We start from the raw sequence: 16,551 nt of genomic DNA, 5'->3' as shown, positions 1-16,551 counted from the left end.
TCTGCATTTATGTAGATTAGCCTGATAAAACAGGCTAGGGCTGGTGAATTTTTGTTCACCAGCCTTTTTGCGCTGTAGACTGAGAGCATTTCACACCGTTTACGACTCTCGGTGCACCAGCAATCCGGACTGTTTTCTTTCGTCCGGGCCAACACAAAACGGTGTTGAGACAGAGCTGTCCCGTGGGACAGAGTGGGTCACTTATCAGCGAGCTGAGGAACCCTATGGTTTACTCTTATACCGAAAAAAAACGCATTCGTAAGGACTTCGGTAAGCGAGACCAGGTACTGGACACGCCTTATCTGTTGTCCATTCAGCTGGACTCCTTCAAGCAGTTCATCGAGGCTGACCCGGAAGGTGAATATGGCCTAGAGGCCGCTTTCCGTAGCGTTTTCCCGATCACCAGTTACTCCGGTAGTGCTGAGCTTCAGTATGTCAGCTATCGCCTGGGTGAGCCGGTATTTGACGTAAAAGAATGCCAGATCCGTGGAGTGACCTACTCCGCGCCGCTGCGTGTCAAGCTTCGTATGGTTCTGTACGACCGTGAAGCAGCTGCCGGCACCGTCAAAGACATCAAGGAACAAGAAGTATACATGGGCGAAATTCCGCTCATGACCGAGAACGGCACCTTTGTCATCAATGGTACCGAGCGGGTAATCGTCTCCCAGCTGCACCGCAGCCCGGGCGTCTTCTTCGACCACGATAAAGGCAAAACACATTCATCCGGTAAGGTGTTGTATAACGCTCGCGTTATTCCCTACCGTGGCTCCTGGCTGGACTTCGAGTTCGATGCGAAAGACAACCTGTTTGTCCGTATCGACCGTCGTCGCAAACTGCCGGCATCCATTATTCTGCGTGCCTTGGATTTCAGTTCCGAACAGATTCTGGCCACCTTCTTCGAGACCATCGGTTTCGAAGTCAAAGATGGCAAGCTGATGATGGATCTGGTGCCGGAGCGCCTGCGTGGTGAAACTGCGACCTTTGACATCGTGGCCAATGGCGCCGTGGTGGTTGAGACCGGTCGTCGAGTGACTGCGCGTCACATCCGTCAGTTGGAAAAAGATTCCGTTACCCAGATTGAGGTGCCGGTTGAGTATGTTGTTGGCAAAGTTGCTGCCAAGGACTACGCACATCCGCAAACTGGCGAGATGGTAGTGACTGCCAACCAGGCGCTGAGCCTGGAAGCGGTAGCCAACCTCTCCCAAGCCGGCTTCAAGCACTTCGAGGTTCTGTTCACCAACGAACTGGACCACGGTGCATACATGTCCGAGACCCTGCGTATCGACTCCAGCTCCAGCCGCCTGGAAGCCCTGGTCGAGATCTATCGCATGATGCGTCCGGGTGAGCCGCCGACTCGCGAAGCCGCAGAGCAGCTGTTCGAGAACCTGTTCTTCTCTTCCGAGCGTTACGACCTGTCTACCGTAGGTCGGATGAAGTTCAACCGCCGTCTGGCTCGTGAAGACGAGACCGGCGTGGGCACCCTGACCAAAGACGACATCGTCGATGTGATGAAGCGCCTGATCGACATCCGTAACGGTAACGACGAAGTGGACGATATCGACCACCTGGGTAACCGTCGTATCCGTTCTGTCGGTGAAATGGCCGAGAACCAGTTCCGTGTAGGTCTGGTGCGTGTCGAGCGTGCGGTCAAGGAGCGTCTCTCCTTGGGCGACCTAGACACCCTGATGCCGCAGGATCTGATCAACGCCAAGCCGATCTCCGCCGCAGTCAAAGAGTTCTTTGGTTCCAGCCAGCTGTCCCAGTTCATGGACCAGAACAACCCGCTGTCCGAAGTAACCCACAAGCGCCGTATCTCCGCGCTGGGCCCGGGCGGTTTGACTCGTGAGCGTGCCGGCTTTGAAGTTCGAGACGTACACCCGACCCACTACGGTCGTCTGTGCCCCATCGAGACTCCTGAAGGTCCGAACATCGGTCTGATCAACTCCTTGTCCGTGTACTCTCGTACCAACGAGTACGGTTTCCTCGAGACCCCGTACCGCAAGGTCATTGACGGTGTGATCACCGACGAAGTGGACTATCTGTCTGCTATTGAAGAAGGCAAGTACGTGATCGCACAGGCTAACGCCGCGACCACCGAAGATGGCCGTCTGAAAGATGAATTGATCCCGTGCCGTCACAAAGGTGAATCCACCTTTATGAACGCCGACCAGATCCAGTATATGGACGTGAGCCCGCAACAGATCGTCTCTGTGGCAGCGGCCCTGATTCCGTTCCTGGAACACGATGACGCGAACCGCGCATTGATGGGTTCAAACATGCAACGTCAGGCTGTACCGACCCTGCGCGCCGACAAGCCGCTGGTTGGTACCGGTATGGAACGCGCAGTGGCCGTTGACTCCGGTGTTACCGTAGTGGCCAAGCGTGGCGGCATGATCGACTACGTCGATGCCTCCCGTATCGTTATCAAGGTCAACGAAGATGAGCTGCTGCCTGGCGAAGCCGGCATCGACATCTACAGCCTGACCAAATACACCCGTTCCAACCAGAACACCTGTATCAACCAGCGTCCGTGCGTGATGTTGGGCGAGCCGGTAATGGCGGGCGACGTACTGGCTGACGGCCCGTCCACCGATCTGGGTGAACTGGCGCTGGGTCAGAACCTGCGCGTCGCGTTCATGCCGTGGAACGGTTACAACTTCGAAGACTCGATCCTGGTGAACGAGCGTGTTGTTCAGGAAGATCGCCTGACCACCATTCACATCCAGGAACTGGCCTGTATCTCCCGTGACACCAAGCTGGGTCCGGAAGAGATCACTGCCGACATCCCGAACGTGGGTGAAGCCGCTCTGTCCAAGCTGGACGAGTCCGGTATCGTCTACGTGGGTGCGGAAGTGAAGGGCGGCGACATTCTGGTCGGCAAGGTGACCCCGAAAGGTGAAACCCAGCTGACCCCGGAAGAGAAGCTGCTGCGCGCCATCTTCGGTGAGAAGGCGTCCGACGTGAAGGACTCTTCCCTGCGTGTGCCGAACGGTGTGTACGGTACCGTGGTTGACGTGCAGGTCTTTACCCGCGATGGCGTGGAAAAAGACAAGCGCGCCAAAGAAATCGAAGAGATGCAGCTGAAGGAAGCGAAGAAGGACTTGACCGAAGAGTTCAAGATCCTGGAAGACGGCATTTTCGGCCGCTCCCGCAACCTGCTGCTGGCCGCCGGTTACAGCGAAGACCGTCTGAACAAGCTCGATCGCTCCAAGTGGTTTGAACTGGCCATCGAAGATGAAGCCAAGCAAATCGAGCTGGAACAGATCGCTGAACAGCACGTTGAGCTGAAGGCCGAGTTCGACAAGAAATTCGAGAACAAGCGTCGCAAGATCATCCAGGGCGATGACCTGGCGCCGGGCGTCCTGAAGATCGTCAAGGTCTATCTGGCCGTCAAGCGTCGCATCCAGCCAGGTGACAAGATGGCGGGTCGTCACGGTAACAAGGGTGTTATCTCCAAGATCTGTCCGGTCGAGGATATGCCCCATGACGAGTACGGCCGTCCGGTCGACATCGTTCTGAACCCGTTGGGCGTACCGTCCCGTATGAACATCGGTCAGATCCTTGAAGTGCACCTGGGCCTCGCGGCCAAGGGTATTGGCGAGAAGATCGACCGCATGGTCAAGGAACAGCGCGAGCTGCACGAGATGCGTGACTTCCTGCAACAGGTCTATGACCTGGGCGAGAAAGACACCCAGCAAGTGAACGTGGCCGAGCTGTCCGACGACGACGTACGTACCCTGGTCGGTAACCTGCGCAAGGGTCTGCCGGTGGCAACTCCGGTATTTGATGGCGCCAAAGAGCGTGAAATCAAGGCCCTGCTGAAGCTGGCCGACCTGCCGGAATCCGGTCAGATCGCCCTGTTCGACGGTCGTACCGGTAACGCCTTCGAGCGTAAGGTCACCGTGGGTTACATGTACATGCTGAAGCTGAACCACCTGGTAGACGACAAGATGCACGCGCGTTCTACCGGCTCCTACAGCCTGGTTACCCAGCAGCCGCTGGGTGGTAAGGCGCAGTTCGGTGGTCAGCGTTTCGGTGAGATGGAAGTGTGGGCCCTGGAGGCTTACGGTGCGGCATATACCCTGCAGGAGATGCTGACCGTCAAGTCTGACGATGTGAATGGCCGTACCAAGATGTACAAGAACATCGTGGATGGCGACCACCGTATGGAGCCGGGCATGCCCGAATCCTTCAACGTATTGCTGAAGGAAATCCGCTCTCTGGGTATCAACATCGAGCTGGACGAAGAGTAAGAGCTCGCTCTTATTGTTCGAGAATTGACGTGGGCGCCCCGAGAGGGGCGCCGAGGTTAGACTCCTGACAGGGGAAACACGTGAAAGACTTACTCAAGTTTTTGAAGGCTCAGACCAAGACCGAAGAGTTTGACAGTATCAAGATCGGTCTGGCCTCTCCTGACATGATCCGCTCCTGGTCATTCGGTGAGGTCAAAAAGCCTGAGACCATCAACTACCGGACTTTCAAGCCGGAGCGTGATGGTCTGTTCTGCGCCCGTATCTTCGGACCGGTGAAGGACTACGAGTGTCTGTGCGGCAAGTACAAGCGCCTGAAACACCGTGGTGTGATCTGTGAGAAGTGCGGCGTAGAAGTGACCCAGACCAAGGTCCGTCGTGAGCGTATGGGCCACATCGAGCTGGCCAGCCCGACTGCCCACATCTGGTTCCTGAAGTCCCTGCCGTCCCGTATCGGCCTGCTGCTGGACATGACCCTGCGTGACATCGAGCGCGTGCTGTATTTCGAATCCTATGTAGTGATCGAACCTGGCATGACCAACCTCGAGCGCAGCCAGATGCTGTCCGAAGAGCAGTACCTGGACGCACTGGAAGAGTGGGGCGACGAATTCGACGCCAAGATGGGTGCCGAAGCAATCCTGGCATTGCTGCGCGCCATCGATCTGGAAGGCGAAGTGCGCACCATGCGCGAAGAGCTGGATCAGACCAACTCCGAGACCAAGCGCAAGAAGACCACCAAGCGTCTGAAGCTGATGGAAGCCTTCCTGCAGTCCGGCAACAAGCCGGAGTGGATGATCATGACAGTGCTGCCTGTGCTGCCGCCGGACCTGCGTCCGCTGGTACCGCTGGACGGCGGCCGTTTCGCGACCTCCGATCTGAACGATCTGTACCGTCGCGTGATCAACCGTAACAACCGTCTGAAGCGTCTGCTGGATCTGGCTGCACCGGACATCATCGTGCGCAACGAAAAGCGCATGCTGCAAGAGTCCGTGGATGCCCTGCTGGACAACGGTCGTCGTGGCCGTGCCATCACCGGCTCCAACAAGCGCCCGCTGAAATCCCTGGCCGACATGATCAAGGGTAAGCAAGGTCGTTTCCGTCAGAACCTGCTCGGTAAGCGTGTCGACTACTCCGGTCGTTCCGTTATCACCGTAGGTCCGACCCTGCGCCTGCATCAGTGCGGTCTGCCGAAGAAGATGGCGCTGGAACTGTTCAAGCCCTTCATCTATGGCAAGCTGGAAACTCGCGGTCTGGCGACCACCATCAAGGCCGCCAAGAAGATGGTTGAGCGCGAAGAAGCTGTTGTCTGGGACATCCTGGACGAAGTGATCCGCGAACACCCGGTCCTGCTGAACCGTGCACCGACTCTGCACCGTCTGGGTATCCAGGCGTTCGAGCCGACCCTGATCGAAGGCAAGGCCATCCAGCTGCACCCGCTCGTCTGTGCCGCCTATAACGCGGACTTCGACGGTGACCAGATGGCGGTCCACGTACCGCTGACCCTGGAAGCCCAGCTGGAAGCGCGCGCGCTGATGATGTCCACCAACAACATCCTGTCGCCTGCCTCCGGTGAGCCGATCATCGTTCCGTCTCAGGACGTGGTCTTGGGTCTGTACTACATGACCCGTGCCCGTATCGCCGCCAAGGGCGAAGGTATGGTGCTGTCCGGTCCGAAAGAGGCTGAGAAGGTCTACCGTGCCGGCCTGGCCGACCTGCATGCGCGCGTCAAGTGCCGCATCACCGAGTACGTGAAGAACGAAGCCGGTGAACTGGTTGCCAAGACCGAGATGAAGAACACCACCGTTGGTCGTGCGATCCTGAGCCTGATCCTGCCGAAAGGCATGGAATACGCCCTGATCGACGAGCCGAAGGTGCTGACTGCCGCCGAACAGGCTGATCTGGATGCCAACCCGCAGAACTGGATCAAGTGCGTCTCCAACAAGGCGCTGGGCAAGAAGCTGATCTCTCGTCTGCTGAACACCTGCTATCGCAAGCAGGGCCTGAAGGACACCGTTATCTTCGCTGACCAGCTGATGTATACCGGTTTCCACTACGCGGCCCTGTCCGGTGCGTCCGTTGGTATCGATGACATGGTCATCCCGGATGCCAAGAAGGACATCATCGCTTCTGCCGAAGCCGAAGTCGCCGAGATCCAGGACCAGTTCCTGTCAGGTCTGGTGACCGCGGGCGAACGTTACAACAAGGTTATCGATATCTGGGCCAGCGCCAACGAGCGTGTATCCAAGGCCATGATGGAGAACTTGTCCAAAGAGCGTAACGTCAACTCGCTGGGTGAAGAAGAAGAGCAAGCCTCGTTCAACAGCATCTTCATGATGGCCGACTCCGGTGCGCGGGGTTCCGCAGCCCAGATTCGTCAGCTGGCCGGTATGCGTGGCCTGATGGCCAAGCCGGATGGCTCCATCATCGAGACGCCGATCGTGGCGAACTTCCGCGAAGGTCTGAACGTACTGCAGTACTTCATCTCCACTCACGGTGCTCGTAAGGGTCTGGCGGATACCGCACTGAAGACTGCGAACTCAGGTTACCTGACTCGTCGTCTGGTAGACGTGGCACAGGACATGGTGATCACCGAGGACGATTGCGGCACTACCGAAGGTCTGTGGATGACTCCGCTGATCGAGGGTGGCGACGTGGTCGAGCCGCTGCGTGAGCGCGTGCTGGGCCGTGTGGTTGCCGATGACGTGATCAAGCCGGGTACTGAAGACGAAGTGCTGGTAGCACGCAACACCCTGCTCGACGAGCAGCTGTGTGACCTGCTGGAGCGCAACTCCGTCGACCGCGTGAAGGTACGTTCTGCCATCACCTGTGAGACCGACTTCGGTAACTGTGCTCACTGCTACGGCCGTGATCTGGCCCGTGGTCACCTGGTTAACAAAGGTGAGGCTGTCGGTGTTATCGCCGCCCAGTCCATCGGTGAACCGGGTACCCAGCTGACGATGCGTACCTTCCACATCGGTGGTGCCGCATCCCGTGCCGCTGCCGAGAGCAGCATCCAGGTCAAGAACACCGGTAGCATCAAGCTGCAGAACGCCAAGTTCGTTCACAACAGCGATGACAAACTGGTTATCACCTCTCGTTCTACCGAACTGACCATCATGGACGAGATGGGCCGTACCAAGGAAAGCCACAAGCTGCCTTACGGTGCCGTGCTGGAAGTGAAGGATGGCCAGGCCGTGAGCGCCGGTGAAACCGTCGCCAACTGGGATCCGCACACTCACCCGATCATCACCGAAGTGGCGGGTCGCCTGCACTTCGAACACATGATCGACGGCGTGACCATTACTCGTCAGACCGACGAGTTGACCGGTCTCTCCTCCATCGTCGTGCTGGACGTCAACGAGCGTCCGAGCGCCGGTAAAGAGATGCGTCCGACCGTGAAACTGGTCGACCTGAACGGCAAGGACGTGATGATCCCGGGTACCGATGTAGCCGCCCAGTACTTCCTGCCGGGCAAGGCGATCGTGAACCTGGAAGATGGTGCCAACGTGGGCGTGGGTGACGCGGTAGCGCGTATCCCGCAAGAGTCCGGCGGTACCAAGGACATCACCGGTGGTCTGCCGCGCGTTGCGGATCTGTTCGAAGCACGTCAACCGAAAGAGCCGGCCATCCTGGCCGAGATCTCCGGTACCATCTCCTTCGGGAAAGAGACCAAGGGCAAACGCCGTCTGGTCATCACCCCGACCGATGGTGGCGACGTCTACGAGGAGATGATTCCGAAGTGGCGTAACCTGAACGTGTTCGAAGGTGAAAAAGTTGAGAAGGGTGAAGTGCTGGCGGACGGTCCTGAGTCTGCTCACGACATCCTGCGTCTGCGCGGTATCAGCCCGGTCGCCAACTACATCGCCAACGAAGTGCAGGACGTTTACCGTCTGCAAGGCGTTAAGATCAACGACAAGCACATCGAAGTCATCGTTCGTCAGATGCTGCGCAAGTGCGAGATCCTGACTGCTGGCGACACCGACCTGATCGAAGGCGAACAGGTTGAAGTGGCTCGCGTGAAGATTGCCAACCGTAAGCTGGTTGCTGAGGGCAAGACCCCGGCCACCTACCGTCACATCCTGATGGGTATTACCAAGGCATCTCTGAGCACCGAGTCCTTCATCTCCGCGGCTTCCTTCCAGGAAACCACCCGCGTTCTGACCGAAGCTGCCGTTGGCGGCAAGCGCGACGAACTGCGTGGCCTGAAAGAGAACGTGATCGTAGGTCGTCTGATCCCGGCTGGTACCGGCTTTGCCTACCACCACAGCCGGATCAACCAGCGTGCCGCAGCCGCTCGTGCCGTTGCCGCACCGCAGGTGACTGCCGATGAAGCTCAGCAAAACCTGGCGGATCTGCTCAACGCAGCCGGCAGCTTTGACGAAGAGTAATCTTCTGCTGCAGTGATTGAAAAAGGGCCCCTTTATGGGGCCCTTTTTATTGGCTGTTTTCTCGGCAAAGCCTGATGCCACGCGGATATTCGGATGATCCAGAGCAAGGTTGCGGAGTAAAAAATCAAAAAAAGTTGACATTGAACCCTCGCAACTGAAAACTCGGGAAAGTTGAATGGGTATTACAGGGGTAGAACATGACTGTCGGTATCGAGGAAGTGATGCTTCCCGAAGAGCAACTGATCGGTCGCACTTTTACAGACGAAGACAGGGAATTGTTGCGCTCATACGATGGGCTTATCGACGGCTTGGCTGAGCTGTTCGGCAAGCACTGTGAAGTGGTGCTCCACTCCCTGGAAAATCTGCACGAGTCCGTGATCAAGATTGCCAACGGGTTCAATACGGGACGTAATGAGGGGGCCCCCATTACCGATCTGGCGCTGCGTATGCTCAAGGACATAGAGAATACCGGCCAGGATTACACCCAGAGCTATTTTGCTCGCAGCCGCACCGGTGCCCTTATGAAGTCGAGCACCATCGCCATCAGGAACAGCGACAGGCAGGTGATCGGCCTTATCTGCATCAACCTGCACATCAATGCGCCTTTTCACGAGTTTGTCGCCGAATTCTTCCCGACGCCGCAACAAGTCGAGCGTCAGTCGCCGGAGACCTTTGCCAACAGTGTGGAAGAGCTGGTTGCCCAGACGGTGGACAATACCATCGACGAAATCAACCGCGATCCGACCGTTGCCAACAATGCCAAAAACAGGTTTATCGTGACCCAGTTGTTCGAGAAGGGCATATTTGATATCAAGGACTCGATCAACCTGGTCGCCGACAAACTGAATATTTCCAAACACACCGTTTATCTGTACATCCGACAGCGCAAGCAGGGTGAAGACGAAAACGAATAAGCGCCATAGAAGGGGATAGACAAGAATGGCTAAAGAAGTTATTGCAACCGACAAGGCTCCTGCCGCAATTGGTCCATATGTTCAGGCCACCAAACTGGGCGAGCTGGTCTTCACCTCAGGGCAGATCCCGCTCGATCCGGCCACCATGGAGATCGTGGCTGGCGGCATCGAGGCTCAGGCCGAGCAGGTGATGAAGAACCTGGTTGCAGTATTGAAGGCAGCGGGTGCCGACACCAGCAAGGTGCTGAAGACCACCTGTTTCCTCAGCGACATGAACAACTTTGTTGCCTTCAACCAGGTTTATGCCCGTTACTTCGGTGAATCGGCCCCGGCCCGCTCCTGCGTGGAAGTGGCGCGCCTGCCCAAGGACGTGCTGGTTGAAGTCGAAGCCATCGCTTACGTCTGATCCAAGGCGGTACGAAGAGCCCCTCCCAGGAGGGGCTTTTTCGTATTTGGCGTAGAATGGGCTGATACATGCGCAGGAGTCCGGATATGAGTCTCAATTTCGCCTTGCTGGTGACGGGGCCGGCCTATGGTACCCAGTCGGCCAGTACGGCCTATCGCTTTGCCCTGAGTGTCATCGAACAGGGTCATCGACTGTCTCACCTGTTTTTCTATCAGGATGGGGTCTGCAACGGCAACGGTCTGCATGCTCCCGCCTCTGATGAGAGCAACCTGGTCGCCCTGTGGCGCGAGCTCGCCATCCAGCAGGGGATCCGTATCGACGTGTGCGTGGCGGCGGCCATGCGTCGTGGCGTGCTGGATGAGCAGGAAGCCAAGGGGATGGGCAGAGCGCAGTTCAATCTGGAAGCGCCCTTTTGCCTGAGCGGGTTGGGTCAGCTGGCGGAAGCCAGCCTGACCGCCGACCGCTTTGTCCAGTTCTAGGGGGAAGCATGCACAAGATTGCGTTCATTTGCCGGCGCGGGCCTCATGGTACTGCGGCTGGCCGGGAAGGTCTCGACGCCCTGCTGGCAACGTCTGCCATGACGGAGTCGCTGGCGCTGTTTCTCATTGAGGACGGCGTGCTGCAACTGCTCAAGGACCAGCAGCCACAGGCCATCTTGCAGCGTCATTATGCGCCGACCTTCAAGATGCTCGAGCTCTACGACATCGAGGAGGTCTATGTGTGTACCGACTCGCTGGCGGAACGGGGGCTGACCCCCGAGGATCTGCTGATCCCGGTGACCGGTCTCTCCCGATCCGACATTCGTCGCCAGTGGGGCGACTGCAGCACCCACATCTGTTTTTGAGGTAGTCATGATACAGCTGATATTGACGTCTCCGTTCCAGAGCCAGGAGCTGGAGCAGGCACTGGCCTATCGCCAGCCGGACGATGTGTTGGTGCTGATGCAGGACGCCGTCGTCGCGGCAACTGCCCCGTTGTGGAGCGAGCGGCTGACAGGCGTGCCGCTCTATGTGATGCGGGAGGACCTGCAGGCGAGGGGGTTGCAGTCACGGATCGGGATGGATCTGGAGATGGCCGGCCTGGTCGCGCTGATCGCCGAAAAAGGCTCGCCGCAGACCTGGGGTGGCTAGAAACTGTTTTTATAAAATAATTTCAGTAACTTACCGTGCCTTTACACACATTCTGCCGTGCCTTTCCCGACACGGATTGTATAAATCTTGACTCCCTTGACAACAGGGCATAAAATTTCGCGTCCCCGTATCTGCGGGGAGGATTTTTCACATGTTTATGAAGTCATTATCAGGAGCCTTTTGATGGCAACTATTAACCAGTTGGTTCGCAAGCCACGCATCAAGCTCGTTGTGAAAAGCAACGTGCCGGCGCTGGAAGCGTGCCCTCAGAAGCGTGGCGTGTGCACTCGTGTATACACCACCACCCCGAAGAAGCCTAACTCTGCACTGCGTAAAGTGTGCCGTGTACGTCTGACCAACGGCTTCGAAGTCACCTCCTACATCGGTGGTGAAGGTCACAACCTGCAAGAGCACTCTGTTGTTCTGATCCGTGGCGGTCGTGTAAAAGACTTGCCAGGTGTTCGTTACCACACCGTTCGTGGTGCGTTGGACTGTGCCGGTGTTAAAGACCGTAAGCAGGCTCGCTCCAAGTACGGCGTGAAGCGTCCGAAAGCTTAATGGTTCTCCGTTAAGTAAGGCCAAACGTTAATTCGTTTCTAGTTAGATAACTTTCTAGTTTTGGGTAACCCCTGAAGTTACGGAGAATTTGAAATGCCAAGACGTCGTGTTGTTGGTCAGCGTAAAATCCTGCCGGATCCCAAGTTCGGATCAGAGCTGCTGGCTAAATTCGTCAACGTAGTAATGGTTGACGGTAAGAAATCTGTTTCCGAAGCCATCGTATATGGCGCGCTGGACATCATTGCCACCAAGACTGGCAAAGAGCACCTGGCCGTATTCGAAGAAGCCCTGGACAACATTCGTCCGGCCGTCGAGGTTAAATCTCGTCGTGTCGGTGGTGCAACCTATCAGGTACCGGTAGAAGTTCGTCCGGTTCGTCGCAATGCCCTGGCAATGCGCTGGTTGGTTGATGCCGCTCGTAAACGTGGTGAAAAATCAATGGCTCAGCGTTTGGCTGGCGAGCTGCTGGATGCCGCTGACAATAAGGGTTCGTCTGTCAAGAAACGTGAAGACGTTCACCGTATGGCTGAAGCGAACAAGGCCTTCGCTCACTTCCGCTGGTAATCCGCTTGCGCAGGGTCTTTTGGCTCTGCGCACCTTCAATTATCTGGGGACAAGTGCCCTAGTAAGAGGATGACAATGGCTCGTACAACCCCCATTGAGCGTTATCGTAATATCGGTATCTCCGCTCACATCGACGCCGGTAAGACTACTACTACCGAGCGCGTTCTGTTTTACACCGGTGTAAGTCACAAGATCGGTGAAGTTCACGATGGCGCTGCCACCATGGACTGGATGGAACAGGAACAAGAGCGTGGTATCACCATCACCTCCGCCGCGACCACCGCTTTCTGGTCCGGTATGGGTAAACAGTTCCAACCGCACCGTATCAACATCATCGATACCCCGGGCCACGTTGACTTTACTATCGAAGTAGAGCGCTCCATGCGTGTTCTGGATGGCGCCGTGATGGTGTACTGTGCCGTAGGTGGCGTACAGCCCCAGTCTGAGACCGTATGGCGTCAGGCTAACAAGTACAAGGTTCCCCGTATCGCGTTCGTCAACAAGATGGACCGTACCGGTGCCAACTTCCTGCGCTGCGTTGAGCACATCAAGACCCGTCTGAAAGGTAACCCGGTTCCGCTGCAACTGAACATCGGTTCAGAAGAGAACTTCAAGGGCGTTATCGATCTGGTCAAGATGAAAGCCATCAACTGGAGCGAAGCTGACCAGGGCGTTTCCTTCGATTACGAAGACGTGCCGGCCGAGCTGCTGGAACAGGCGCAAGAAATGCGCATGAACCTGGTTGAAGCCGCTGCTGAAGCGTCTGAAGACCTGATGGAAAAATACCTGGGTGGTGAAGAACTGACCGAGGAAGAGATCAAGAAAGCTCTTCGTCAGCGCGTTCTGAACAACGAAATCATCCTGGTTACCTGTGGCTCCGCGTTCAAGAACAAGGGCGTACAGGCCATGCTGGATGCCGTGATCGAGTATCTGCCAGCGCCGACCGACGTTGCTGCGATCGACGGTCTGAAGCTGGATGGCGAGACCAAAGACGAGCGTCACGCTTCCGATGACGAGCCGTTCTCTGCTCTGGCGTTCAAGATTGCTACCGACCCGTTCGTGGGCAACCTGACCTTCTTCCGCGTTTACTCAGGTGTGGTTAACTCCGGTGACTCCGTGCTGAACTCCGTTAAAGAGAAGCGCGAGCGTTTTGGCCGTATCGTTCAGATGCACGCCAACAAGCGTGAAGAGATCAAAGAAGTTCGCGCAGGCGACATCGCTGCTGCCATCGGCCTGAAGGACGTCACCACCGGTGATACCCTGTGTGACGAGAACGCACCGATCATCCTGGAGCGTATGGAATTCCCGGAGCCGGTAATCTCCATCGCCGTTGAGCCGAAATCCAAGGCCGACCAGGAGAAGATGGGTCTGGCTCTGGGCCGTCTGGCTCAGGAAGATCCGTCCTTCCGCGTATGGACCGACGAAGAGTCTGGTCAAACCATCATCGCCGGTATGGGTGAGCTGCACCTGGACATCATCGTTGACCGTATGCGTCGCGAGTTCAAGGTAGAAGCGAACGTAGGTAAGCCGCAGGTTGCCTACCGTGAAACCATTCGTAACACCGTCAAGGATATCGAAGGTAAGCACGCCAAGCAGTCCGGTGGTCGTGGTCAGTACGGTCACGTCGTTATCGACATGTACCCGCTGGAAGAAGGCAAAGCCTACGAGTTCGTCAATGACATCAAGGGTGGCGTCATTCCGGGCGAATTCATCCCGGGTGTTGACAAGGGTATCCGCGAGCAGCTGAAGTCCGGCCCGCTGGCAGGCTATCCGGTAATGGATCTGGGCGTGCGTCTGCACTTCGGTTCTTACCACGATGTCGACTCTTCCGAACTGGCGTTCAAGATCGCTGCTTCTCTGGCGTTCAAGGCTGGCTTCATGAAGGCCAACCCGGTACTGCTCGAGCCGATCATGAAGGTCGAAGTCGAGACTCCGGAAGACTACATGGGCGACGTTATCGGTGACCTGAACCGTCGTCGCGGCCTGATCGAAGGCATGGAAGATGGCCCGTCCGGCAAGATCGTACGTGCTCTGGTGCCGCTGGCCGAAATGTTCGGTTACGCTACCTCCCTGCGTTCTGCTACCCAGGGTCGTGCTTCCTACGCCATGGAATTCGCCAAGTATCACGATGCCCCGACCAACGTCGCCCAGGCCGTGATCGAAGAGCGCAAATCCAAGTAATTTAAGATTCCCCGCCTACGACGGTAGGCGGGTTTAACCTAGAAGGACTACGTCGTGTCTAAAGAAAAATTTGAGCGTAATAAACCGCACGTAAACGTCGGCACCATCGGCCACGTTGACCACGGTAAAACCACCCTGACCGCCGCCATCACCAACGTGCTGGCCAAGCACTTCGGTGGTAAAGCTTTCGCCTTCGACCAGATCGACAAGGCGCCGGAAGAGCGTGAGCGTGGTATCACCATCAACACCTCCCACGTAGAATACGACACCGCTACCCGTCACTACGCCCACGTAGACTGCCCGGGTCACGCCGACTACGTTAAAAACATGATCACCGGTGCTGCCCAGATGGACGGCGCGATCCTGGTAGTAGCAGCGACTGACGGCCCGATGCCGCAGACTCGTGAGCACATCCTGCTGGGTCGTCAGGTAGGCGTTCCGTACATCATCGTGTTCATGAACAAGTGCGACATGGTAGATGACGAAGAGCTGCTGGAACTGGTCGAGATGGAAGTTCGCGAACTGCTGTCCGAGTACGACTTCCCGGGTGATGACCTGCCGGTAGTACGTGGTTCCGCACTGAAAGCGCTGGAAGGCGAAGCTCAGTGGGAAGAGAAGATCCTGGAACTGGCTGGCCACCTGGACACCTACATTCCGGAGCCGGAGCGCGCAATTGACCAGCCGTTCCTGATGCCGATCGAAGACGTATTCTCCATCGCAGGCCGTGGTACCGTAGTAACCGGTCGTGTAGAGCGCGGTATCGTTAAAGTTGGTGAAGAAGTGGAAATCGTTGGTATCAAAGATACCACCAAGACCACCTGTACCGGCGTTGAAATGTTCCGCAAACTGCTGGACGAAGGTCGTGCAGGTGAGAACGTTGGCGCGCTGCTGCGTGGCGTGAAGCGTGAAGACGTAGAGCGTGGTCAGGTACTGGCCAAGCCGGGCACCATCAAGCCGCACACCAAGTTCGAATCTGAAGTGTACGTGCTGTCCAAAGAAGAAGGTGGTCGTCACACCCCGTTCTTCAAAGGCTACCGTCCGCAGTTCTACTTCCGTACTACCGACGTGACCGGTACCATCGAACTGCCGGAAGGCGTAGAGATGGTAATGCCGGGCGACAACATCAAGATGGTTGTTACCCTGATTGCGCCGATCGCGATGGACGACGGCCTGCGTTTCGCCATCCGTGAAGGTGGTCGTACCGTAGGTGCTGGTGTTGTAGCTAAAGTTATCGCTTAATCGATACTTTATATGCACACATGAAAGGGGTGGCTTCGGCCACCCCTTTTACTTTTGGGGCTTTAAATGGCCTGTGAGATACTTTTGCGAAATCATCTATAGAGGTAGCTGCTGTGAGTAAACCCGCCATTTTTCTGGATCGCGATGGTGTCATCAACAAGGACACGGGTTATGTCAGCCAGGTTGATGACTTCCATTTTCTGCCCGGGGTGATTGAGGCCATGCAATTGCTGAAGAAAAAGGGCTATTTGCTGGTCGTGGTGACCAACCAATCCGGCATTGCCCGTGGTTACTTCACTGAAGATGACTTCATGAACCTGACCGAGTGGATGGATTGGTCCCTTGCCGATCGCGATGTGGATCTCGATGGCATCTATTTCTGCCCCCATCATCCGGACCACGGTGCTCCCTGCGACTGTCGCAAACCCGAACCGGGTATGCTGCTGCTTGCCCAGCGGGAGCTCGGTATCGATATGAGCCGCTCTTATATGGTGGGTGACAAACCTTCTGACCTGAAAGCCGCCATCAATGCCAAGGTCGGTCACAAGGTCATGGTCAGAACGGGCAAGCCGATTACTGATGCGGGGATTGAGCTGGCCGATGCCATCTACGACAACCTGCATGATTTTGCCGTTGCTGCGCCTGTCGCAGGCTGATTTCGCTGGATTAAGATGCTTTTTGGTGGCTTTGTGAGCGGTTGAGCGATGAAAGCCATCTTTTTGCAATAATCCTCTTGCCAGAACGAATTCACTCCCTATAATGCGCCTCCATCGACACGGCAAGCGGCAACGCAAACAACCAGGTCGGTAACCTCGAAAAGCCTTTGAAAATAAGGCTTGACTCGAGAAAGCGGTTGAGTAGAATGCCACTCCCGCAGCAGCAAAAAGCTGCGTCGCTCTTTAACAATTTGAATCAAGCAAT

General features: G+C 56.6%; 12 protein-coding genes. All 12 read left to right on the top strand.

Going from position 1 to position 16,551, the window contains the following annotated elements; all coding sequences use genetic code 11:
• Positions 1-224: 224 nt before the first annotated feature.
• Positions 225-4,253 (top strand): DNA-directed RNA polymerase subunit beta, encoded by a 4,029-nt coding sequence (gene rpoB / locus ACB031_RS22455; protein WP_010635847.1) that lies wholly within the window; start codon positions 225-227, stop codon positions 4,251-4,253.
• Positions 4,254-4,333: 80 nt separating this feature from the next.
• Positions 4,334-8,638 carry a DNA-directed RNA polymerase subunit beta' gene (gene rpoC / locus ACB031_RS22450; RefSeq protein WP_005306298.1) on the top strand — a complete coding sequence of 1,435 codons (4,305 nt, stop codon included), beginning with the start codon at positions 4,334-4,336 and terminating at the stop codon, positions 8,636-8,638.
• A gap of 197 nt (positions 8,639-8,835) precedes the next feature.
• Complete coding sequence (locus ACB031_RS22445) at positions 8,836-9,552, top strand: transcriptional regulator (RefSeq protein ID WP_010635848.1); 717 nt, start codon at positions 8,836-8,838, stop codon at positions 9,550-9,552.
• 25 nt (positions 9,553-9,577) lie between these two features.
• Positions 9,578-9,958: a RidA family protein gene (locus ACB031_RS22440; RefSeq protein WP_005306289.1), complete on the top strand. Its 381-nt coding sequence runs from the start codon at positions 9,578-9,580 to the stop codon at positions 9,956-9,958.
• An 86-nt stretch (positions 9,959-10,044) separates the two neighbouring features.
• Positions 10,045-10,437: a sulfurtransferase complex subunit TusD gene (gene tusD / locus ACB031_RS22435; protein WP_017765117.1), complete on the top strand. Its 393-nt coding sequence runs from the start codon at positions 10,045-10,047 to the stop codon at positions 10,435-10,437.
• A gap of 8 nt (positions 10,438-10,445) precedes the next feature.
• On the top strand, positions 10,446-10,802 hold the full coding sequence (gene tusC / locus ACB031_RS22430) for a sulfurtransferase complex subunit TusC (RefSeq protein ID WP_025202535.1): 357 nt from the start codon (positions 10,446-10,448) through the stop codon (positions 10,800-10,802).
• A gap of 7 nt (positions 10,803-10,809) precedes the next feature.
• The gene (gene tusB / locus ACB031_RS22425) at positions 10,810-11,088 is read left to right on the top strand and encodes a sulfurtransferase complex subunit TusB (RefSeq protein WP_019840192.1); all 279 of its coding nucleotides are present in this window, start codon (positions 10,810-10,812) and stop codon (positions 11,086-11,088) included.
• A 183-nt stretch (positions 11,089-11,271) separates the two neighbouring features.
• Positions 11,272-11,646: a 30S ribosomal protein S12 gene (gene rpsL / locus ACB031_RS22420; RefSeq protein ID WP_005306278.1), complete on the top strand. Its 375-nt coding sequence runs from the start codon at positions 11,272-11,274 to the stop codon at positions 11,644-11,646.
• Between the two features lie 93 nt (positions 11,647-11,739).
• Positions 11,740-12,210 carry a 30S ribosomal protein S7 gene (gene rpsG / locus ACB031_RS22415; protein ID WP_005306266.1) on the top strand — a complete coding sequence of 157 codons (471 nt, stop codon included), beginning with the start codon at positions 11,740-11,742 and terminating at the stop codon, positions 12,208-12,210.
• A gap of 75 nt (positions 12,211-12,285) precedes the next feature.
• Entirely contained in the window at positions 12,286-14,391 is a 2,106-nt protein-coding gene (gene fusA, locus ACB031_RS22410) for an elongation factor G (RefSeq protein WP_005306261.1), read from the top strand.
• 54 nt (positions 14,392-14,445) lie between these two features.
• Positions 14,446-15,630, top strand: coding sequence for an elongation factor Tu (gene tuf / locus ACB031_RS22405; RefSeq protein ID WP_005306325.1), 1,185 nt, complete (start codon positions 14,446-14,448; stop codon positions 15,628-15,630).
• 113 nt (positions 15,631-15,743) lie between these two features.
• The gene (gmhB, locus tag ACB031_RS22400) at positions 15,744-16,286 is read left to right on the top strand and encodes a D-glycero-beta-D-manno-heptose 1,7-bisphosphate 7-phosphatase (protein WP_010635852.1); all 543 of its coding nucleotides are present in this window, start codon (positions 15,744-15,746) and stop codon (positions 16,284-16,286) included.
• Positions 16,287-16,551 lie beyond the last annotated feature (265 nt).

The sequence above is a fragment of the Aeromonas sp. S8(2024) genome, from assembly GCF_041403085.1.
In the GTDB taxonomy this organism is placed as follows: domain Bacteria; phylum Pseudomonadota; class Gammaproteobacteria; order Enterobacterales; family Aeromonadaceae; genus Aeromonas; species Aeromonas dhakensis.
This window is presented reverse-complemented; position numbering and strand designations above follow the sequence as displayed.

What these genes read in the sequence shown, in the direction of transcription:
- rpoB (WP_010635847.1), top strand. Translation starts at nt 225, where the DNA reads ATGGTTTACTCTTATACCGAAAAAAAACGCATTCGTAAGGACTTCGGT.
- ACB031_RS22445 (WP_010635848.1), top strand. Translation starts at nt 8,836, where the DNA reads ATGACTGTCGGTATCGAGGAAGTGATGCTTCCCGAAGAGCAACTGATC.
- ACB031_RS22440 (WP_005306289.1), top strand. Translation starts at nt 9,578, where the DNA reads ATGGCTAAAGAAGTTATTGCAACCGACAAGGCTCCTGCCGCAATTGGT.
- tusD (WP_017765117.1), top strand. Translation starts at nt 10,045, where the DNA reads ATGAGTCTCAATTTCGCCTTGCTGGTGACGGGGCCGGCCTATGGTACC.
- tusC (WP_025202535.1), top strand. Translation starts at nt 10,446, where the DNA reads ATGCACAAGATTGCGTTCATTTGCCGGCGCGGGCCTCATGGTACTGCG.
- tusB (WP_019840192.1), top strand. Translation starts at nt 10,810, where the DNA reads ATGATACAGCTGATATTGACGTCTCCGTTCCAGAGCCAGGAGCTGGAG.
- rpsL (WP_005306278.1), top strand. Translation starts at nt 11,272, where the DNA reads ATGGCAACTATTAACCAGTTGGTTCGCAAGCCACGCATCAAGCTCGTT.
- rpsG (WP_005306266.1), top strand. Translation starts at nt 11,740, where the DNA reads ATGCCAAGACGTCGTGTTGTTGGTCAGCGTAAAATCCTGCCGGATCCC.
- fusA (WP_005306261.1), top strand. Translation starts at nt 12,286, where the DNA reads ATGGCTCGTACAACCCCCATTGAGCGTTATCGTAATATCGGTATCTCC.